This window comes from Paraburkholderia sprentiae WSM5005 (genome assembly GCF_001865575.2).
GTDB classification, from domain to species: Bacteria; Pseudomonadota; Gammaproteobacteria; order Burkholderiales; family Burkholderiaceae; genus Paraburkholderia; species Paraburkholderia sprentiae.
In genome coordinates this window covers 130,859-151,868 of record NZ_CP017562.2, presented here as the reverse complement: position 1 = coordinate 151,868, position 21,010 = coordinate 130,859, and the positions used below count along the sequence as shown (strand labels likewise).

Sequence of the window (21,010 nt, the reverse complement as noted above, 5' to 3'; positions counted from 1 at the left end):
GAGTGGTAACGATCAAACAAATGCGCCTGCCAGAAGACGTCGCACTCGCGCTTCGGGCCAACGTCGCGGTCATCACGACGCTCTCCGGGCAGATCGCTATCGTGGAAAAGCGTCTTCAACAAAAGCTCGCGCCAGACGCGGACTACAACCTGCTGACCACGGTGCCGGGCATCGGCCAAACCCTTGCGACTGTCATTCTGCTGGAGGTTGGCACCATCGAGCGTTTCGCCAACGCCGGTAACTTCGCGTCCTATGCGCGGTGCGTGGACAGCCAGCGCATAAGCAACGGCAAAAAGAAAGGCGAAGGCAACGCAAAGAATGGCAACCCGTATCTGTCCTGGGCGTTCATCGAAGCGGCCAATTTTGCGCGGCGCTATTGCGCCGAGGCCAAACGTTTCTACGAGCGAAAGAAAAGCAAGACCAATACCATCCTGGCGCGCAAGGCCTTGGCGCACAAGCTCGCCCGCGCATGCTTCCATATGCTGAAGGAGCACAAACCATTCGATATGACGCGCTGCTTCTCATAAGAGTTTCGACGGCGACCGGCAAGCCCTGATCGTTGACTGGCGAACAGCCACCGAGATTGAATGGGATGCCGTGCCGCCGTCCCCGATATGCAGTAAAAGCGGATCGGAATGCGAGCCAGCTGTGGATTGGCGCCGACAACCCGGCAGCCCGCGCAATTGTGCGAACCCCATGGACGCATTACGGCACCAAAGTTCTTCCGGGGCGGCATGGCCGCCGAGGCGAAAGGCACCCGCAGTATTGCCCTTCGCTTGATCCAGATGGGTGTCTGGCGCGTTCCGTCGCAGCCAGCAAACGAAGAAACGGGCGCGGTTGGCTGCTGCATTCGGAGAACTGGGAAACGGCTACTGGTGCAGCCGGGGATGTGGATTGCTCACTTGACACCGGCCCACTAATGGGTGCCGACAATTGCTCTCTTAGTTCCTTGCCGGGTGCCGTGACGCTCTTTATGCGCCAGTGACACTTTTTATTTCCAGGATCATCGCTACCAGTCGTGCTGATACTCTCATTCAAAGTTTACTTGACATCTAAACTATCAAAACCTAAATTAATCGCATAGCAGAGTCCATTTTTTGGGGAATCAGCATGCGCATAGTCTGTATCGGCGGCGGTCCGGCCGGTTTGTACTTCAGTCTGTTGATGAAAAAACGCAACCCCGGCTATGACGTCACCGTCATCGAGCGCAACCGCCCCTACGACACCTTCGGCTGGGGCGTCGTATTCTCCGACCAGACCCTAGGCAATTTGCGCACCGCCGACGCGCCGAGCGCCGACGCGATTCTCGGCGCGTTCAATCACTGGGACGACATCGAGATTCATTTTCGCGGCCGTAGCGTGCGTTCGTCGGGCCACGGTTTTTGCGGCATCGGCCGCAAACGACTGCTGAATATCCTGCAGGCGCGTTGCGAAGAACTCGGCGTGAAGCTCGTGTTCGAAACCCAGGTCATGGACGACAGCACGTATGAAGCGGACCTGATCATCGCGAGCGACGGCCTGAACAGCCTCGTGCGCCAGAAATACGCCCACACCTATCAGCCGGACATCGACGTGCGCGACTGCCGCTTCGTGTGGCTGGGCACGAAGAAGCTGTTCGACGCATTCACGTTCGCGTTCGAGCAAACCGAATTCGGCTGGTTCCAGGCGCACGCATACCGCTTCGACGATCAAACGTCGACGTTCATCGTCGAAACGCCGGAACGCGTATGGCGCGCCGCCGGTCTCGACGAAATGAGCAAGGAAGACAGCATCGCGTTCTGCGAGAAGCTGTTCGCGAAGTACCTCGACGGCAACGCGTTGATGTCGAACGCGGCGCATCTGCGCGGCTCGTCGCAATGGATCCGTTTTCCGCGCGTCGTCAACAGGGAGTGGGTGCATTGGCGCGCCAACCCGAACGGCACGCAAACGCCGATCGTGCTGATGGGCGACGCCGCGCATACCGCGCACTTTTCGATCGGCTCGGGCACCAAGCTCGCGCTCGAAGACGCGATCGAACTCGCGAACAGCATCAGCGCGCATTCGGCTTCGCATCCCAACGATCTTGCCGCCGCCTTGAAGCACTACACCGAAGTGCGCAGCGTCGACGTGCTGCGCATCCAGAACGCCGCGCGCAATTCGACCGAATGGTTCGAGCACGTCGACCGCTATACGTCGTTCGAGCCGGAACAGTTCGCGTATTCGCTGCTCACGCGCTCCCAGCGCATCTCGCACGAGAACCTGCGCGAGCGCGATTCGCAGTATCTGTCCGGTTTCGAAGACTGGCTCGCGAAGCGCGCGGGCGTCGAGCGCGCCGCCGACAGGCATTCGATTCCGCCGATGTTTACGCCATTCAAGGTGCGCGGCGTCACGCTGAAGAATCGCGTGATGGTGTCGCCCATGGCGCAGTACTCGGCGGTAGACGGCGTGGCCGGCGACTATCACCTGATGCATCTCGGCGCGCGTGCAATGGGCGGCGCCGCGCTTGTGATGACCGAGATGACCTGCGTGTCGCCCGAAGCGCGCATCACGCCGGGATGTCCCGGCATGTATGCGACCGAGCATCTGGCCGCGTGGAAGCGCATCGTCGATCTCGTGCACCTGCAATCGGATGCGAAGATCGGTATCCAGCTCGGCCACTCGGGGGCGAAAGGCTCGACGCGCGTCGCGTGGGAAGGCATCGATCAGCCGCTCGACGAAGGCAACTGGCCACTCATTTCGGCGTCGCCGCAGCAGTATCTGCGCGGTATCAGCCAGCATTCGCGCGAAGCCACGCATGAGGAGCTGCGCGCCATCGAGGAGCAGTTCGCCGAGGCGACCCGCATGTCGATCGAAGCGGGCTTCGACTGGCTCGAACTGCACTGCGCGCACGGCTATCTCCTGTCGAGCTTCCTGTCGCCGCTTACGAATCACCGTACCGACGCATACGGCGGCTCGCTCGAAAACCGTCTGCGTTATCCGCTGCGAGTATTCAACGCGATCCGTGCGGTGTGGCCGCAACATAAGCCGATATCCGTGCGGATTTCCGCGCACGACTGGGTCGAAGGCGGCAACACGCCCGACGACGCCGTGAAGATCGCGCAAGCGTTCAAGGCGGCGGGCGCGGATATGATCGACGTGTCGTCGGGCCAGGTCAGCAAGGAAGAAAAGCCCGTGTTCGGCCGAATGTTCCAGACGCCGTTCGCCGATCGCGTGCGCAACGAAGCTGGCATCGCGACGATTGCGGTCGGCGCGATCTCGGAAGCGGACCACGTGAACAGCATCATCGCCGCGGGCCGCGCCGATCTGTGCGCGATCGCGCGTCCGCATCTCGCGAATCCGTCGTGGACCTTGAACGAAGCGGCAAAGATCGGCTATCTCGACGTCGCGTGGCCGAAGCCCTACACCGCCGCGAAAATACAGCTCGAACGCAACCTCGAACGTGAGCGCGCGCAGGCCATCGCCAACGCCGGCCTCACGGCGCAACAACGCGCGCAGCGCGCCGAAGGAACTGTGTGAACATGTCAGATACCGCTCTTGCCGGACAACATGCGGTCGTCACCGGCGGCGGCAGCGGCATCGGTGCGGCTATCGCGCACACGCTGCTGCACGCCGGCGCGCGCATCACGCTGATGGGCCGCAACGTGCAACGCCTCGACGCTCAGCGCGAACAATGCGCGGCGCTGGGCGACGTCGCGTGTATCAGCGTGGACGTCACGCAAGAAGACTCGGTGGCGCGCGCATTCGATCAGGCGGGCGCCGTCGATATCCTCGTCAACAACGCGGGGCAGGCGCAGGCCGCGCCGTTCACGCACACCGATATCGCGCTGTGGCAACGGATGCTCGACGTGAATCTGACCGGCGTGTTCCTCGGCACTCGCGCTGTACTGCCCGGCATGCTAGAGCGCGGCTATGGCCGCATCGTCAATGTCGCGAGCACCGCGGGGCAAATCGGTTATGCGTACGTCGCCGCGTATTGCGCCGCGAAGCATGGCGTGATCGGTCTCACGCGCTCGCTCGCGCTCGAAACCGCGACGCGCGGCATCACGGTCAATGCGGTGTGCCCCGGCTATACCGAAACCGAGCTACTGCATGCGTCACTCCAGCAGATCACGAGCAAGACCTCGCGCACCGAAGAACAGGCCCGCGAAACGCTGCTGCGCTCGAACCCGCAGCGCCGCGTCGTGAGTCCGGAGCAGGTCGCAAACGCGGTGTTGTGGCTGTGCCGCCCCGGCTCGGATGCGATCACCGGGCAAGCCATTTCCATTTCCGGTGGAGAAGTGATGTGAGCAAATCAACGCAAGCAAAAAAGCCGGCGGCGGCAGCGCATCCGAAACCGTCGCGCAAAGGCATCGCCGAACCCGCGGAGAACGTCGTGGACCTCGAAATGAGCACCGGTGCGGACAGCCACATGGGCCTGCGATTGTGGCTGCGTATGTTGACTACCACCAACCTCGTGCAGGCTGAATTGCGCAAACGCCTGCGTACCGAATTCGACACCACGTTGCCGCGTTTCGATTTGATGGCGCAACTCGAACGCCATCCCGAAGGCCTGAAGATGACCGAGTTGTCGCGCCGTTTGATGGTGACGGGAGGCAACGTCACGGGCATCACCGATCAGCTCGAAAAAGAAGGACTCGTCGCGCGCGATACCGATCCGAGCGACCGCCGCTCAATCAGCGTGTGCCTGACGCCCGCTGGCCGCAAGGCGTTCGACAGGATGGCCGTCGCGCACGAGCAATGGGTGGTCGAAATGTTCGGCGGCCTGAGCCTCGACGAGAAGATGCATACCCATCAGGATCTCGGCAAGCTCAAACAGCATCTGCTCGACAGCCTGAAAGGCTGACTTCGCACCGGAGGAACACATGACACGATCCAACGCCGACGCACTGTTGGCCGGCAACCGCCTGACCCTGGCTGGCTATGACGCGAAGCATGTCGGCTGGTCGGTGACCGACAAGGTCGCGACGATCACGCTGAACCGCCCCGAGCGCAAGAACCCGCTGACCTTCGAATCGTACGCGGAGCTGCGTGACCTGTTTCGCGATCTCGCCTATGCGACCGACGTCAAAGCCGTCGTGCTGCACGGCGCGGGCGAGAACTTCTGCTCGGGCGGCGACGTGCACGACATCATCGCGCCGCTGGTCGATTTGCCGATGCCCGAGTTGTTGCTGTTCACGCGCATGACCGGCGACCTCGTCAAGGCCATGCGCCATTGCCCGCAGCCGATCATCGCAGCCGTCGACGGCGTCTGCGCGGGCGCCGGCGCGATCCTCGCGATGGCTTCCGACCTGCGCCTCGGCACCGCGCGCAGCAAGCTCGCGTTCCTGTTCACGCGCGTCGGCCTCGCCGGTTGCGACATGGGCGCATGCGCGATGCTGCCGCGCATCATCGGCCAGGGACGCGCCGCCGAGCTGCTGTTCACCGGCCGCTCGGCAAGCGGCGAAGAGGCTCACGCATGGGGCTTTTACAACCGCCTGTGCGACCCGGCCGCGCTCGTCGAAGAAGCGCACACGCTCGCCGCCGATCTCGCGGCTGGCCCAAGCTTCGCGCACGGCATGACGAAGAAGATGCTGCACCAGGAGTGGAGCATGAGCATCGACGAGGCGATCGAATCCGAAGCGCAAGCACAGGCGATCTGCATGGGCACGCGCGATTTCGAGCGCGCGTACAACGCGTTCGCGGCGAAGACCCGTCCCGCGTTCGAAGGAGACTGAGTTGAGCGCCGACCAGCAGAACGCCCCGATCGACATGCATAGTCCGCTCGCGTGGCCGTTTTTCGAGCCGCGCCATCGCGAACTCGCGGCTGGCATCGACGCGTGGTGCCGCGCGCACCTCACGCATGACGAACATGGCGACACCGATGCCATCTGCCGTCTGCTGGTGCGCGAACTCGGCCGGGCCGGCTGGCTGAAATACGGCGTGGGCGGCCTCGCGTACGGCGGCCACGGCGACATGATCGACACGCGCGCCGTGTGCCTGCTGCGCGAAAGGCTCGCGCGCCATTCGGGGCTCGCCGATTTCGCACTGGCGATGCAAGGCCTCGGCTCGGGCGCGATCTCGCTCGCGGGCACGCATGAGCAGAAAGCGCGCTATCTGCCGCGCGTCGCGAGCGGTACGGCGATCGCCGCGTTCGCGCTGTCGGAGCCGCAAGCGGGCTCGGACGTCGCGGCGATGGCGCTCGCCGCGCGCGAAGAGGGCGACCACTTCGTGCTCGACGGCGAGAAGACGTGGATTTCGAACGGCGGCATCGCGGACTTCTACGTGGTGTTCGCGCGCACCGGCGAGGCGCCGGGCGCGCGCGGCATCAGCGCGTTCGTTGTAGATGCGCAGACGCCGGGCCTCGACATCGCAGAGCGCATCGACGTGATCGCACCGCACCCGCTCGCGCGCCTGCGCTTCACGAGCGCGCGCGTGCCTAAAAGCCAGATGCTCGGCGTGGCCGGCGAAGGCTTCAAGATCGCGATGCGCACGCTCGATATTTTCCGCACGTCGGTGGCGGCCGCATCGCTCGGCTTCGCCCGCCGTGCGATGGCCGAGGGGCTCGCGCGCGCCGCGTCGCGCAAGATGTTCGGCCAGACGCTCGGCGACTTCCAGTTGACGCAAGCGAAGCTCGCGCAGATGGCGCTGACGATCGACAGCAGCGCGCTGCTCGTCTATCGCGCCGCGTGGCTGCGCGACCAGGGCGAAAGCGTCACGCGCGAAGCCGCGATGGCGAAGTGGCACGCGAGCGAAGGCGCGCAGCAGGTCATTGACGCGGCCGTGCAGCTCTACGGCGGCATGGGCGTGCAAAGCGGCACGGCGGTCGAAGTACTGTACCGCGAGATCCGCGCGCTGCGCATCTACGAAGGCGCGACCGAGGTGCAACAGCTGATCGTCGGCCGCGATCTGTTGAAGGCGCATGCCGCCGCGAACGGGAACGCGCAATGAGCACGTCGTTCGAGCGGCCCGTACGCATCCGCTTCTCGCACTGCGATCCCGCGGGCATCGTGTACTTTCCGCAGTACCTCGTGATGACCAACGTACTCGTCGAAGACTGGTTCAACGAGGGCCTGCGCATCGACTACGCGCAGATGATCGCGCAGCGCCGCATCGGCCTGCCGATCGTGAAGCTCGACTGCGAGTTCTCGCGGCCGAGCCAGATGGGCGAGACGATCCTGCTCACGCTGTGCGTCACCACCATCGGCCGCAGTTCGATCGGCATCGAGATTCACGGTCATTGCAACGGCGAAACGCGGTTCCGCTCGCAACAGGTGCTCGTGTTCATGTCGTTCGACAGCGGCAAATCGATCGCTATTCCCGGCGACATCGCGAGCGCGCTCGCGGCGTATGCCCCATCGTCCTCCTCCATCGAGGCGCATCGCTGATGAAAAAAGCTCTCCTCCCCGCCGGCTGGGTCAAACCGCGCGGCTACGCGAACGGCGTCGCGGCGACCGGCACGCAGGTGTTCATCGCCGGTCAGATCGGCTGGGACGAACAGGCGCAGTTCCATACCGACGACTTCGCGCGGCAATCCGAGCAAGCGTTGAAGAATCTGCTGGCCGTGCTGCGCGAGGCGGGCGGCAAGCCGGAGCATCTGGTGCGCCTCACGTGGTACGTGACCGACAAGCGCGAGTACCTCGCGTCGCTGAAGGAAATCGGCCGCGCGTTTCGCGAACTGATCGGCGACTACGACATCGCGATGAGCGCGGTGCAGGTCGTTGCCCTGATGGAAGACCGCGCGAAGGTCGAGATCGAAGCCACCGCGGTGATTCCGTACTGAACGTCGCACAGGTAGCGCAAACATAGACCAGTCCTTCACACCAAACGAAGCGTATTTTCCGGCACAACGCCTCGGGAGACCATGATGGAACCGTCAGCACACGTCGATACTTTCGCGCGCGACAATCTTCCGCCGCAGGATCAATGGCCCGTCTTTCTGCTCGACAATCCGGACGTCGCCTATCCGCCGCGGCTGAACTGCGCGACCGAACTGCTCGAGCGGACCATCGAGACGGGGCATCGCGACCGGCCGGCGATCTGGTCCGACGTGGACGGCAAGCCGCAGGCAACCACATACGGCGAACTGCTCACGCTGGTGAACCGCAGCGCGCATGTGCTCGTCGATGAAATGGACTTGCGGCCGGGCAATCGCGTGCTGCTGCGCGGACCGAACACCTTGCAGATGGCCGTCACCGCACTCGCGGCGCTGAAGGCCGGGCTCGTCGTCGTGCCGACCATGCCGCTGCTGCGCGCGAAGGAGCTCAAGCAGATCATCGAGAAAGCGCAGGTCGGCGCCGCGCTTTGCGACGCGCGTCTGACCGCGGAACTCGAGCGCTGCACGAATCCGCAGGACGAGTGCTACTGCCCGGTGCTGAAGCAGACGCGCCGCTTTCACGACGACTCGGCCGATTCGCTCGACACGCTCGCCGTCAACAAGCCCGAACACTTCACCGCGTGCGACACCGCCGCCGACGACGTCTGCCTGATCGCATTCACGAGCGGCACGACCGGCGCGCCGAAAGGCTGCGTGCATTTCCATCGCGACGTCATCGCGATGTGCGATCTGTTTCCGCGTCATGTGCTGAAGCCGTCCGCGAGCGACATCTTCTGCGGCACGCCGCCGCTCGCGTTCACGTTCGGGCTCGGTGGGCTGCTGTGCTTTCCGCTGCGCGTCGGTGCGTCGACGGTGCTCGTCGAAAAGCTCACACCGCAGGCCTTGCTCGACGTGGTCGAGCGTTTTCATGCGACCGTGATGTTCACCGCGCCGACGTTCTACCGGCAGATGGCGCCGCTCGTCGCGCAGTATGACGTGGCGTCGCTGAAGAAGACCGTGTCGGCCGGCGAGGCGCTGCCCGATTCGACGCGGCGTTTGTGGCGCGAGGCGACCGGCATCGACATGATCGACGGCATCGGCAGCACCGAGCTGATCCACATCTTCGTTTCGTCGCAAGGCGCGCAGATCCGCCCGAACGCGATCGGCCGCGCGGTGCCGGGCTACGTCGTGCAAGCCGTCGACGACGACATGCAAGCCGTGCCGCCCGGCACGATCGGCAAGCTCGCGGTGCGCGGCCCGACCGGCTGCCGCTATCTGGCCGACGAGCGGCAGCTGCGCTTCGTGCGCGACGGCTGGAACCTGCCGGGCGATTCGGTCTATCTCGATGCGGACGGCTACGTGTTCTACCAGGCGCGCGCAGACGACATGATCGTGTCGGCCGGCTACAACATTTCCGGTCCCGAAGTGGAAAGCGCGCTGCTGCAGCACGAGGCGGTGGCCGAATGCGGCGTGATCGGCGTGCCCGACGAAACGCGTGGGCAGATCGTGCGGGCCTTCGTGGTGGTCAACCCCGGCTACACGGCCGACGATAAACTGGTCGCGCAACTGCAGGATTTCGTTAAAAATAACGTGGCGCCGTACAAATATCCGCGCGTCATCACGTTCGTCGGCGCGCTGCCGCGGACCGAAACCGGCAAGCTCAAACGTTTTGAGTTGCGCACGATGACGTAACCCCTATCTTTCGTGAGACTGGAGGCAGACTGCATGGCCGGCTCTTTCATCGAAGTCATCGCCCACGATGGTGGCCGTTTCAACGCATACGTCGCGCGCCCCGCGCAGGGCTCGGGCCCGGGACTGGTGCTGCTGCAGGAAATCTTCGGCGTCAACGAGACGATGAAGGCGAGCGCCGATCGCTACGCCGAGGAAGGCTACGTCGTGCTCGTGCCCGATCTGTTCTGGCGTATCAAGCCCGGTATCTCGCTTGGCTACGGCGACGCCGACATGAAACAGGCGCTCGGCTATCTGGCCCAGTTCGACGCTGATGTCGCGGTGAAGGACATCGCCGCCACCATCGCCACGTTGCGCGAACTACCCGAGCAGGCCGGCAAGGTGGGCGTGGTGGGCTACTGCCTGGGCGGCAAGCTCGCGTTTCTGAGCGCGGCGCGCACCGACGTCGATTGTGCGATCAGCTATTACGGCGTGGGCCTCGAAGCGCATCTCGACGAAGTATCGGCAATCCGCTGCCCGATGGTGTTCCACTTCCCCGAAAACGACGCGCACTGCCCGCCTGACACGCGCGAGCGCATTGGCGCGGCACTGCGCACGCGGCCGCAAGTCGAGCAGTACGTGTATCCCGGCTGCGATCACGCGTTTGCCGCGCCGCAGCGCAAGCAGTACGACAAGCCCGCCGCGATGATGGCGTACTCGCGCACGCTCGCGCTGCTACGCAAGGTGCTCGGTCCGCTCTACGATCTGAACGCGCTTTGGGAGGCGCATTGCTATCACGAGTTCGCGACACGCAACGTCGACGCGGTGATGCCGACGATGGTCGCCGAGCCCTACGTCAATCACGTGCCGACGATGACGGGCGGTGTCGGACACGACAATCTGAAGCGCTTTTACACGCACCATTTCGTCAACTCGAATCCGCCCGACACGAAGCTGATTCCGATTTCGCGCACGATCGGCTCCGACCGCATCGTCGATGAATTCATTTTTAGCTGCACGCATAGCTGCGAGATCGACTGGCTGCTGCCGGGCGTCGCGCCGACCGGCAAGTACTTCGAGGTGCCGATGCTCGCCGTGGTGTGCTTCCGCGGTGACAAGCTTTATAACGAACACATCTATTGGGATCAGGCTTCGGTGCTCGTGCAGGTGGGGCTGCTCGATCCCGAGGGCTTGCCGGTGGCGGGGATCGAAAGTGCGAGGAAGCTGCTGGATGAGACGTTGCCGTCGAATGGGTTGATGGGGGGTAGGTCGAAGGTTTGAGGGAAGCGGTGCTGCGGTCGCGGTGTGTTATCTGAATGACTCGCGCTGGCAGCGCGTATTGACGGCGGCACGCAAGACCGAAAGCTCGTCAATCTCTCGATGAAAGTCTGGCCATCGTCCGGTCATAGAGTGACGGTGGCAGCTTCACGAACGACGCGTCGTCGCCGCCGCGGGAAAATGAAACGCCATCGTCGTCCAGCCAAATCAGTTCAGGAACGGGTGTGCTGAAGGTTCTGCGTACTAGCAGTGTGCCTGACGTGGCATCGTAGACCTGGCCGAGATAATCGGGGTTATTGCCACCTCTCCATTGGAGCAGGCATCGCTGCGCAGTGTAGCGGCCGTTTTTTGACGTGCTTTTGATGCATTCGCTCGCATCCCGGCTATCGGTGTGCGTGGCGACGAGAAACACGGTAAACCCGGCGGCAAGCACTGCCACGCTCCGTCCGATCAATCGCCTCGGTTTCACAAATTCACCTTGATCGGTGGGTCGATTCGGACAAACCTTCGGTCCGAGTAGATCACAAAGTCACCTCCTCGCTGGTGCTTTGTCGCCCACTCCTTAAAGTCCTTATTGTGAACCGGGTAGTACACATTGCCCTTGACCTTCGAGTTCCCCAGCGCAACAGGATAGGAAAAATATAAGTACGGTTGGTTCAGATATGACATCGCGCCGTTGTACGCCAGAACGATCACCCCGTTTACGCTCCAGTGACCAAGATACTGCGACACTTCGCCCTGTTTGTCCGTGAAGTCATAACTATCCTTAACGTATACATAGATAGCGGAGATTTCGGCGACCCTGGTAGTGCCTTCCCTGCGAAAGTCGGCGTACCCAAAGGCCGCGTATATGTTGAACGATCCCAACGCGCCCGTCAGATCGTCAGGAACCCCGTTATTGTGGAAGTCAGCATAGAGAAGCTCTCCGATCTTCTGAGACAGCGAGCTTCCGACCTTCACATACTGGAACTGGAAATGCCGGTGAAGCGTCGAGGGGTTTCCCGCGCACTCGCTGTTCGCGTCAAGACATGGCCTCCCGGCATATGGCAGGAGAATCTCCTTCAGTGCTTGTCTTGCGCGTGCTGTGTAGATCTGCGTCTTTATCAAGTCGCCGTATGGGTCTTTAGCTCGTCGATGCTTCAATACCCAATCGAGCTTGATCGTCGTCGTGTCATACATTTCCGCAGGATAAGGCACTCCTTTCTGATTCATTTCGGCCGCAACGTCTTTATCGGTGGGCCCGTAGTTGAGTTCCCCGGCAAACCAACGTTCCATTAACTTTGCCGACACTGGCATAAGTTCCTTGCGCATTGCGCCGGGAATCTCCTGAATGTCGAACGGCGGGACGATCTGTTCTTGTTTCTGCCTCGTATCCGGTACGGCTTGCTGTTTTTCCGGCGGGCGCGGCGTGTTCAGCCACGAATTGAAACGCGTAAAGGCGTCGGATATTTACTCGATGTCGTCGATAAATTTGACCAATGGGGCCGGTCGATGCGACTCAGGCGCGGGCCCGTTCGATGTCACCGTCAGTTCCGGTTGTTTTGACAGCGGCGGTGGGGCTTTATCTATCGAAAGCTGCCCTTCGCGGACAACGGTGCAACCTTCCGCTCCCTCGCATCGCGTCCATCTCCACAACAGCTTGTTTACCCTGAAATACGCGATTTTGTCTTCGTCGCTCATAACTGGATCGTCTCATTCTCGGATGCGCGATTCTCCGGATTGGAGCTTTCCTCGCTCATTTGATTTTTGACGCTCAAGTTAGCTGATCGCAATCAGAGGATGCCGAAAACGGCTCAGAATTCACCGCCGAGCCGTCAAAGGCGCCACCGCCTTGCGCCACCCCGCCGCCCAGGATTTCGTAGTTGGACGCCAAATGCACTGGTGCTAGACTCGAAAACCCATCGTCGATAGTCGCCAGAACGCGAGCAAAGGGGCGCCCGCATGACCCATTCCCTCCACGGCAAACAACGTTGGCTCGCACTGATCGTGCTCTGCCTGGGCGTGCTGATGATCGTGCTCGACACGACCATCGTGAACGTCGCACTGCCGTCCATCGCCGCCGATCTCGGCTTCAGCGAAACCTCGCTCGTGTGGGTCGTCAATGCATACATGCTGACGTTCGGCGGCTGTCTGTTGCTCGGTGGACGGCTTGGCGACCTGTACGGACACCGCAAGCTGTTTCTCTGCGGCATTACGCTCTTCACGCTCGCTTCGCTCGCCTGCGGCCTCGCGAATTCGCAAATCCTGCTCGTCGCCGCGCGCGCCGTGCAGGGCTTGGGCGGGGCGATCGTGTCCGCCGTGTCCTTGTCGCTGATCATGAATCTGTTCACCGAATCCGGCGAACGCGCGAAAGCGATGGGCGTGTATGGCTTCGTCTGCGCGGGCGGCGGCAGCATCGGCGTGCTGCTTGGCGGACTGCTCACTAACCTGCTGAGCTGGCATTGGATCTTTCTGGTCAATCTGCCGATCGGCATTGCGGTGTACGCGCTGTGCGTCGCGCTTCTGCCCGACGCGCGCGGACACGCGCACGGCGAACGGCTCGATGTGGCCGGCGCGCTCAGCGTCACCGCATCGCTGATGCTGGCGGTCTACGCGGTCGTCAACGGCAACGAGGCGGGCTGGACTTCGACGCAGACGCTCGGCCTGCTGTTCGCCGCGCTGGCGCTGCTAGCCGCATTCCTCGCGATCGAAGCCAGAGTCCAACATCCGTTGATGCCGCTCGGTCTGCTGCGTTTGCGCAATGTCGCGACCGCGAACGTAGTGGGCGTGTTGTGGGCGGCCGCGATGTTCGCGTGGTTCTTTATTTCGGCACTGTATCTGCAGCGCGTGCTCGGCTATCGGCCGTTGCAGGTGGGGCTGGCGTTTCTGCCCGCGAACCTGATCATGGGACTCTTCTCGCTCGGCGTGTCGGCGCGTGTGGTGATGCGCTTCGGGCTGCGTCGGCCGCTCGCGGCGGGCCTGTTGCTCGCGGCCTGCGGGCTTGCGCTATTCGCACGCGCGCCCGTCGACGGCAGCTTCGTGATCGACGTGTTGCCCGGCATGATGCTGCTCGGCTTCGGCGCGGGCATCGCGTTCAACCCGCTGCTGCTGGCCGCGATGAGCGACGTCGATCCCGCCGATTCGGGCCTCGCGTCGGGCATCGTCAACACGTCGTTCATGATGGGCGGGGCGCTCGGGCTCGCGGTGCTCGCGAGTCTTGCCGCGGCGCGCAGCGAGGCGATGCAGGCGTCGTCGAGTGCGGCGGTTGCGCTGAACAGCGGGTATCACGTCGCGTTTCTGTTTGGGGCGGTTTTTGCGGCGACGGCCGGCGTGGTGGGCGGGCTGTGGCTGAGGCCGGGGCAGGTGGGCGCTGCTGCGGGCGTGGATGGGGAGGCGGCGGATTCGACTCGGCCCACGGCCGCCACTGCAAAACCGCAAGCGCGATCAAATGCCTGAGTTCGCCACCGACTATGCTGGCTTCATGCTGACATGAGAGCCGAGACGAATCCGGCTGGAAAAGCGCTCTGGTTTATCGAAAGCCACTTCGCCGGCGACTTGACGCTCGACGACATCGCCCGCTGCGCATGGGTGTCGCGTTTTCATCTGGCGCGCGCGTTCGAAGCGGCAACCGGGCTTTCGGTGATGCGCTACCTGCGCGCGCGTCGCTTGAGCGTCGCCGCGCAGCGTCTCGCCGACGGCGCGCCCGACATTCTGGCGCTCGCCATCGATGCCGGTTACGGCTCTCACGAAGCATTCACGCGCGCGTTTCGCGAGCAGTTCGGGCTCACGCCCGACGCGCTGCGCGCGCGGGGTCATCTCGACAACCTGAGCATCGTGGAGCCGATCAAAATGGACGAAACCCTTTTGACCCATCTGGACCCGCCGCGCTTCGAAGACGGCACGCCGTTTCTCGTCGCTGGACTGAGCGAGCGCTATACCTGCGAGACCAGCAAGTCGATTCCATCGCAGTGGCAGCGCTTTGGCGCCTGGTACGGCAAGGTGCCGGGACAGGTCGGCCAAGTGGCTTATGGCGTTAGCTACAACGCCGATGAACTGGGTAACTTCGACTACCTGTGCGGCGTCGAAGTCGGCGACTTTTCGGCGTTGCCGCCGGAGCTGAGTCGTGTACGCATCGCCGCGCAACGTTATGCGGTGTTCAGCCATCGAGAGCACATCTCGGGCATTCGCCGCACGATGAATACGATCTGGAATCAGTGGTTGCCCGCATCAGGGCACGTGCCTGCCGATGCGCCGAATTTCGAACGGTATGGCGAGCAGTTCGATCCGGTGACGGGAATGGGCGGAGTCGAAGTCTGGCTGCCGTTGAAGAGTTGAAGAGTTGAAGAGTTGATGGTTGATTCGGCGGATGGCCGCGGTGGGCGCCCATCCGCCTGACCGATCACGGAGTAGCATGTCTCTCGTCATGCACCGCATGCACGTCGTCGTATTCCCGCGAAATGTCCTTATTCGTGCGATCGCCCAATCGCATGGCAGCCGCCACGCTAATCACCCCACACGCGAACACATACCACGCCACCGCAAAGCCCGAATGGAAGTAAGCGTAGAGCGCCGTCGCAATCAACGGCGCGGGACCGCCAGCGATGACGGAGGCCAACTGGTAGCCCATCGACGCACCGCTGTAACGCAAGCGCCCCGTGAACGACTCGGCGATCAACGCGGCCTGCGGACCATACATCATTGCGTGCGGAAGCAGCGAAAGCACGATGGCCACAAAGATCAATGTCGGGTTACGGGTGCCGAGCATAAAGAAGTACAGGAAACCGAATAGCCCGGCAGCAGCAGCGCCGATCACGTACATGCGTCGCCGCCCGATCAGATCAGACACGTGACCAAAGAACGGAATCGTAAATAATTCCAGCACCGCAGCGGCCAGCACCGCCGTGAGCAACAGGTCGCGTGTGACGCCCAGCCGCATCACGCCATAGGTGAATATAAAGGCCGTGAAAATATAGAAAGGCGCCTGTTCGGCCATGCGCGCGAGCGCCGACAGAAGAATGTCTTTCGGTTGCCGGCGCAATACTTCGCGCATCGGCGCCTTTTCAATCCTGCGCTCAGCGAGGAGCTTCGCGAAGATCGGCGTCTCGAGAATACTCAAGCGAATGTAAAGGCCGATCGCGACCAGCACGATGCTGAGGAAAAACGGCACCCGCCAGCCCCACGTGAGAAATGCGCTGCCAGACATCTGGCTGGTGGCCAGCACTACCAGGTTTGCAATGCACAATCCCGCCGGTACGCCGAACTGCGGCCAGGACGCGACGAAACCGCGATGCTTGTTGGTGCGTGCCCATTCCATCGACATCAGCACCGAGCCGCCCCACTCGCCGCCAACGCCCACACCCTGAATGAAGCGCAGCACCGTGAGCAGAATCGCTCCCCAGATGCCGATCGTCGCGTAGGTCGGCACAAAGCCCACGGCAAACGTCGCGAGTCCCATTAGCAACAGCGTCACGATCAACGTGGCTTTTCGCCCGATGCGATCGCCATAGTGACCGAAAATCGCCGCGCCCACCGGCCGCGCGATAAAGCCGACCGCGTAAATCAAAAAAGCCTGGAGTGTGCCGACAAGCGGGTCCGATTCCGGGAAATACAGCTTCGCGAATACCAGACCGGTCACGATGCTGTACAGGAAGAAGTCATACCATTCGATGGTGGTACCGATCGTGCTGGCGATGACAGCCCGGCGCAACTGGCGCCGAGCCTCGTCATCCGAGAGGGATATTGATTCCGATTGGGCGACAGTCATTTGATATCTCCCCAAATGCGAATGGACGGCGATATGTTTGACAATCGGTGTATTGCGCGGTTCCGATGATGACGCGAGGCGCGGACCGATAAAAGCCGCGCTCGAACCCGCTATTCGCAGAGATCCGCTTTACTTTCGGAGTTGGGTTTCGACAAATCGCCTTTTTTACTCAAAAGACGATCATGCATTCATCGTTTCAATGCAATTGATACCGACTCCGAAGCATTTCGACGATTCGTCACCCGTCGGAACGGCGTGAAGACAGCAACGGAAGATAAATATCCGTCTGCCACTGGTCCAGCGGCGTCTCGGGAAAAACGCTCAGATAGTGGAAAAAGAGCGGTTGGTCTCGCAATTCTTCTCCACTCGAAGGGAGCCAGTCGCGAAAGATCGGATAGATCGTCTCGCCGATGTGGTCGGTCGATCCCGTGTGCCGAATCACCGCGCACCGGCCGCCTGGAATCACCCGTTCACGCACACCATAATCATTCGGCGCGACAGGCTCGTCGATCTCTGCGCAGATCTCGAAGCGGAAGGCTTCTGCCGGCACCGTGTCCGGATTGCCGTGCGGAATGCCGAAGGTCCTGCTCGACGCCACCGGCGATTGTCCGCTTTGAATACGCCAGTCGATGAACTTGCGTGCACTCGCGTTGACGAGTCCAGGTGGACCCCGATGTTCGAGCGCGGCAACGCGGGTTTCAGCAAAATCGACGATTTGCACTTGCATGGTCAGTTTCCTCGAAAGGTAGGGAACGATAAAACTCGCACTCCAGAATTGCCATGTTGGATGCCGCCGGAACGCGCTCGGCGCCGTGCCGAACGCCCGCTTGAACGCACGACTGAAGGCTTCGGGACTGTCGAAGCCGGCGTCGAGCGCGGCATCGAGCACCGAGCACGACGCTTGCGACGCGAGACGGCGGGCCGCGCGACGCAAGCGCATCAGCTGCACATAGCGTGCGACGGGCACGCCCACATACGCGACAAACTGCCGATGAAAATGGAACATCGAGAAGTTTGCGATGCGGCTTAGCGCGTCGACCGACAGATCGCCCTCGAGGTTGGCATCGATATAGGCGAGAACGGCTTCGAAGCGCTTCGTGTAGGTAGCGGTGGCGTCTGTGTAAGCTGGCATGGTCTGGATCGTGCGAGTGCCGATATGGTCGCCGAGGTTGGGCACATCTTACCTAGCCGGACTTGCTCGATCTTCGATCGGCTCGCTGCCGAGCCCAGAGATTTACGTACACTTATCTTTATCCGCTCGCCTATCAGGATTTTCCGCCGATGCCCTCTTCGATCAGCAATTCGCTCCTGTGGATCTTTGACGCGTTCGAACGCGATCCGACTTATGTGCGCCGACGGATGTTCGGTAGCGACGCTGCGTATATCGATGGGCTGTTGTGTCTGGTTGCCGCCGATCGCGATAAGCCATGGAACGGGTTGCTCGTCTGTACGTCGCGAGAGCGCCATGCTGCTCTGATTGCCGATATGCCTGCGCTGCGGCCTCACCCGGTGCTGGGCAAATGGCTTTACGTGCCACAGGAAGATCCGGCGTTTGAAGGCGCGGTGCAGCAGTTGACGGCGCTTGTGCTGCGACGCGATCCGCGGGTGGGAGTGGAACCTAAGCCGAGGAAGCGGCGTAGCGAGTCTGGATTGCCGACGTTCCTTCAATAGCCTCGGTGCGTGCAAGGCCGGACCGGCCACGAGCCTTCGGCTCTTTGCTACGATGTGAGTTCGATTCACCACCGAACTCACCGAGCAATCAGCCTTGACCATCCACATCCGCCCCGCCACCGCGTCCGACGCCACCCTGATCCTGCGCTTCATCACCGAACTCGCGGTCTACGAGAAAGCCGAGCACGAAGTCGTCGCCGGCGTCAAAGATATCGAAAAGAGCCTGTTTGGCGCGGGCGCCCCCGCGAAGGCACTGATCTGCGAAATGAACGGCGAGCCCGTCGGTTTTTGCGTGTACTTCTTTTCGTATTCGACGTGGCTCGGCAAGCAGGGACTTTACCTGGAAGACCTGTACGTATCGCCCGCATCGCGCGGCAGCGGCGCGGGCAAACAGATGCTGCGCCATCTCGCGCAAATCGCCTGCGAAACGGGCTGCGGCCGCTTCGAGTGGAGCGTGCTCGACTGGAACGAGCCGGCCATCGGCTTCTACAAGTCGATCGGCGCGAATCCGCAAAGCGAATGGGTGCGTTACCGTCTCGCTGGGGATGCGCTCACAGCATTCGCCGAAGGCGAAACCGAACGGAACGCATAAGCGCGTCACTGCGCGCGGGCCGCGACCGGCGCCACCTCGAACGCATCGCCCGCCGCGAACAAGCCGATAGGCCGCCGCTCGATCAGCCTTCACGCGAATGTCGATGGACCCTCAATGCGGCGCCTTGCCATTCGGCATCGCATTGAGCGGCTTGTGCTGCTCTTCGCCGAGTCCCGGGAAGAACGCGTTCCAGGCGGCGCGCACGCCCTGCGCCGCAGTGGCTTCGGCATTGACCGACTCCGCCGCGCCATCGGCGGCTTGCGTCGGATCGGCAGACAGGCCGCGCCAATGCGTGAATACGAGCAACGGCTTTTCGGTCCATACGCCATCGCCAAATTTTGCAAACGCGGTGTCCCCGCTCGGCAACTGCACCTCGTACCAGCCCTCGCGTACGGGCGTATGAATGGCAAGGTCAAACCACGGGGTCGGTTCGATTTCCTTCATGTCGTCTCCGGTCTGATAGATCGTCATCGATAACCACAGTCAACGCCTTGTCCGTGCCCGGCGCCGGCGCCACGCCCGCGATGCGGCGAGCCGGGCAACCGCGGCACATGCGGGCAAACCAGCACGTCGGAACTACGAAGTCGCCGCGCATACGACACGATAGCGCGACATGGGCTGGGCGGACAAACGCAAAACTTCAGGTTGCCGGGGCGGCGGGCGGGCGGCGTTGCGGGGCGGGCTTTTTGCGGGGCCGGGCGGCGGGCTTTGCCGCGCGCTTTTCCGCGCGCTTTTCCGCGCGTTTTGCCGAGCGTTTCGCAGCCGCTCGCGCGTCGCCCTCCATCTCCCGCACCAACTCCGCCAGCACTCTGACCGCAGGCTCCAAGCGCTCTGCCTCCGTGTTGCCATACCCGATCACGAGCCCGTTGTTGTCCCCCGGCTCCCCGATCGCGAACCCCGACAGCGCGCGCGGACTGAGCCCCCGCGTCTGCGCCCGCGCCGCGACGGCGCGATCGTCGAACGACGCGGGCAGCCGCAGCGTCAGATGCATGCCGCAATCGCCGCCCAAAATCGTCGCCGCGGGAAAATGCTCGGCCAGCGCGTCGCGCAGCGCCTGCTGGCGCTCGCGGTAGAGCCGCCGCATCCGCCCGAGATGCCGCCCGAACTCGCCACTTTCGATGAACTGCGCGAGCGCCAGTTGCTCCAGCCGATGCCCGCCGCGCAGCATCTCTTGCAGCGCAACAGCGGCGCGCGCGGCGATCGCGTGAGGCAGCACGACGAAGCCGATGCGCAACGCCGGAAACATCGTCTTGCTGAACGAGCCGACGTACAGCACGGGTGCCTCGTCGACGAGGCCCTGCATGCTCGCGATCGGCTCGCCGGTATGGCGCACCTCGCCGTCGTAATCGTCCTCGATCAGCCACGCGCCGCAGCGCCGCGCCTGCGCGATCAGCGCCAGCCGCCGCGCCACCGATAGCACCGCGCCCGTCGGATACTGATGCGCGGGAGACGTATAGATCAGCTTCGGCGGATGCGTGCGCCAGGCGTCGGCTGGCACCGCCATGCCTTCGGCGTCGACGGGGATCGGCAGCACGCGCAAATCGCCGGCGGTAAAGGCGGCCTTTGCGCCGCGATAGCCCGGGTCTTCGATCCATCCGATATGGCCGGGATTGGTCAGCAGTCGCACGCACAGATTGAGCGCCTCCTGCGCGCCCTCGGTGATCACGACCTGCGAACCATCGCAGCGTACGCCGCGCGCCATCCGCAGATGCGCGGCAATCGCGTCGCGCAACGCGAGCTCGCCAGCCGGCGTGCCGTAGCCGAGCGCGCGCGGCAATGCACGCTCCATCGCCCGGTCGAGCGCGCGCCGCCATGCGGCAAGCGGGAAACGGTCGAGCGCGGGCGTGCCGGGTGTCAGCGCGTCGGCGTTGTCGGCGTGATGGTGCGACGCCGCGAACTGCTCGACGCGTGCCGCGTAGACGACCTCCGACGCGGCCGACGCCGCCGCCCGCTCGCCACGCGCGGCGGGGCTCGATAGCGGGCTCACGCGCGTACCCTGGCGATCGGCGATCACATAGCCGACGGCGACCAGATGCTCGTAGGCGATCACGACCGTGTTGCGCGATACGCCCATTTCGGCGGCGAGCAGTCGCGACGACGGCAGCCGCGATCCGGCCGGCAGACGACCCGCGAGGATCGCCTGCTGCAGACGGTCGATCAGTTGCTTTTGCAGCGGCGCGGGCCGCGCGGCGTCGGCGGCGTCCGCGTGGACGAGCGGTCCGATGATTTCGATCATGGTTGGCTGGATCTATCGAATAAGCGTGTCGTGGATCTTTTGAACATACCA

General features: G+C 63.0%; 20 protein-coding genes and 1 pseudogene. 14 read left to right on the top strand and 7 right to left on the bottom strand.

Annotated features, from left to right (window positions below; all coding sequences use genetic code 11):
• Positions 1-11: 11 nt before the first annotated feature.
• The 10 genes and pseudogenes from BJG93_RS17430 to BJG93_RS17385 all read left to right on the top strand — a co-directional run.
• A pseudogene (locus tag BJG93_RS17430) lies at positions 12-527 on the top strand (transposase); the annotation flags it as partial.
• A gap of 583 nt (positions 528-1,110) precedes the next feature.
• A complete protein-coding gene (locus BJG93_RS17425) occupies positions 1,111-3,495 on the top strand; it encodes a bifunctional salicylyl-CoA 5-hydroxylase/oxidoreductase (protein ID WP_027195566.1) in 2,385 nt (794 codons plus the stop codon).
• Between the two features lie 2 nt (positions 3,496-3,497).
• Positions 3,498-4,265 carry an SDR family NAD(P)-dependent oxidoreductase gene (locus BJG93_RS17420; protein ID WP_407675311.1) on the top strand — a complete coding sequence of 256 codons (768 nt, stop codon included), beginning with the start codon at positions 3,498-3,500 and terminating at the stop codon, positions 4,263-4,265.
• Positions 4,262-4,822 carry a MarR family winged helix-turn-helix transcriptional regulator gene (locus BJG93_RS17415; RefSeq protein ID WP_027195564.1) on the top strand — a complete coding sequence of 187 codons (561 nt, stop codon included), beginning with the start codon at positions 4,262-4,264 and terminating at the stop codon, positions 4,820-4,822. The genes BJG93_RS17420 and BJG93_RS17415 overlap by 4 nt, the downstream gene beginning before the upstream one ends.
• A 19-nt stretch (positions 4,823-4,841) precedes the next feature.
• Positions 4,842-5,693 (top strand): enoyl-CoA hydratase family protein, encoded by an 852-nt coding sequence (locus BJG93_RS17410; protein WP_027195563.1) that lies wholly within the window; start codon positions 4,842-4,844, stop codon positions 5,691-5,693.
• Positions 5,694-5,727: 34 nt separating this feature from the next.
• Positions 5,728-6,906, top strand: a complete 1,179-nt coding sequence (locus BJG93_RS17405; RefSeq protein WP_174566133.1) for an acyl-CoA dehydrogenase family protein — start codon at positions 5,728-5,730, stop codon at positions 6,904-6,906.
• Positions 6,903-7,343 carry an acyl-CoA thioesterase gene (locus tag BJG93_RS17400; protein WP_027195561.1) on the top strand — a complete coding sequence of 147 codons (441 nt, stop codon included), beginning with the start codon at positions 6,903-6,905 and terminating at the stop codon, positions 7,341-7,343. Before BJG93_RS17405 ends, BJG93_RS17400 begins: the two co-directional genes overlap by 4 nt.
• Positions 7,343-7,738 carry a RidA family protein gene (locus BJG93_RS17395; RefSeq protein ID WP_027195560.1) on the top strand — a complete coding sequence of 132 codons (396 nt, stop codon included), beginning with the start codon at positions 7,343-7,345 and terminating at the stop codon, positions 7,736-7,738. Before BJG93_RS17400 ends, BJG93_RS17395 begins: the two co-directional genes overlap by 1 nt.
• Positions 7,739-7,822: 84 nt before the next feature.
• Entirely contained in the window at positions 7,823-9,463 is a 1,641-nt protein-coding gene (locus BJG93_RS17390) for an AMP-binding protein (protein WP_027195559.1), read from the top strand.
• Positions 9,464-9,496: 33 nt separating this feature from the next.
• Positions 9,497-10,720: a dienelactone hydrolase family protein gene (locus tag BJG93_RS17385; RefSeq protein WP_027195558.1), complete on the top strand. Its 1,224-nt coding sequence runs from the start codon at positions 9,497-9,499 to the stop codon at positions 10,718-10,720.
• Between the two features lie 88 nt (positions 10,721-10,808).
• Here the strand turns inward: BJG93_RS17385 and BJG93_RS17380 are convergent, their stop codons facing one another.
• From BJG93_RS17380 to BJG93_RS17370, 3 genes are all read right to left on the bottom strand, one after another.
• Positions 10,809-11,156, bottom strand: a complete 348-nt coding sequence (locus BJG93_RS17380) for a hypothetical protein (protein ID WP_154671743.1) — start codon at positions 11,154-11,156, stop codon at positions 10,809-10,811.
• 26 nt (positions 11,157-11,182) lie between these two features.
• Complete coding sequence (locus BJG93_RS17375) at positions 11,183-12,028, bottom strand: DUF6402 family protein (RefSeq protein WP_051374264.1); 846 nt, start codon at positions 12,026-12,028, stop codon at positions 11,183-11,185.
• Positions 12,029-12,166: 138 nt separating this feature from the next.
• Positions 12,167-12,397 carry a hypothetical protein gene (locus BJG93_RS17370; protein ID WP_154671742.1) on the bottom strand — a complete coding sequence of 77 codons (231 nt, stop codon included), beginning with the start codon at positions 12,395-12,397 and terminating at the stop codon, positions 12,167-12,169.
• Positions 12,398-12,658: 261 nt separating this feature from the next.
• On the opposite strand from BJG93_RS17370, the gene BJG93_RS17365 reads away from it, so the two are divergent.
• Positions 12,659-14,152 carry a DHA2 family efflux MFS transporter permease subunit gene (locus BJG93_RS17365; RefSeq protein ID WP_027195557.1) on the top strand — a complete coding sequence of 498 codons (1,494 nt, stop codon included), beginning with the start codon at positions 12,659-12,661 and terminating at the stop codon, positions 14,150-14,152.
• Positions 14,153-14,185: 33 nt separating this feature from the next.
• A complete protein-coding gene (locus BJG93_RS17360; RefSeq protein WP_027195556.1) occupies positions 14,186-15,031 on the top strand; it encodes an AraC family transcriptional regulator in 846 nt (281 codons plus the stop codon).
• 64 nt (positions 15,032-15,095) lie between these two features.
• Here BJG93_RS17360 and BJG93_RS17355 read toward each other — a convergent pair whose 3' ends face one another.
• Positions 15,096-16,460, bottom strand: coding sequence for an MFS transporter (locus BJG93_RS17355; protein ID WP_027195555.1), 1,365 nt, complete (start codon positions 16,458-16,460; stop codon positions 15,096-15,098).
• A 238-nt stretch (positions 16,461-16,698) separates the two neighbouring features.
• Entirely contained in the window at positions 16,699-17,592 is an 894-nt protein-coding gene (locus BJG93_RS17350; RefSeq protein ID WP_027195554.1) for an AraC family transcriptional regulator, read from the bottom strand.
• A gap of 149 nt (positions 17,593-17,741) precedes the next feature.
• On the opposite strand from BJG93_RS17350, the gene BJG93_RS17345 reads away from it, so the two are divergent.
• Both BJG93_RS17345 and BJG93_RS17340 read left to right on the top strand, forming a co-directional pair.
• A complete protein-coding gene (locus BJG93_RS17345) occupies positions 17,742-18,131 on the top strand; it encodes a hypothetical protein (RefSeq protein ID WP_027195553.1) in 390 nt (129 codons plus the stop codon).
• 94 nt (positions 18,132-18,225) lie between these two features.
• Complete coding sequence (locus BJG93_RS17340) at positions 18,226-18,723, top strand: GNAT family N-acetyltransferase (protein ID WP_027195552.1); 498 nt, start codon at positions 18,226-18,228, stop codon at positions 18,721-18,723.
• A gap of 111 nt (positions 18,724-18,834) precedes the next feature.
• Here BJG93_RS17340 and BJG93_RS17335 read toward each other — a convergent pair whose 3' ends face one another.
• Together BJG93_RS17335 and pdxR are read right to left on the bottom strand one after the other, a co-directional pair.
• The gene (locus BJG93_RS17335) at positions 18,835-19,167 is read right to left on the bottom strand and encodes a hypothetical protein (protein ID WP_027195551.1); all 333 of its coding nucleotides are present in this window, start codon (positions 19,165-19,167) and stop codon (positions 18,835-18,837) included.
• 196 nt (positions 19,168-19,363) lie between these two features.
• Positions 19,364-20,959 carry a MocR-like pyridoxine biosynthesis transcription factor PdxR gene (gene pdxR / locus BJG93_RS17330; RefSeq protein WP_027195550.1) on the bottom strand — a complete coding sequence of 532 codons (1,596 nt, stop codon included), beginning with the start codon at positions 20,957-20,959 and terminating at the stop codon, positions 19,364-19,366.
• Positions 20,960-21,010: the final 51 nt, after the last annotated feature.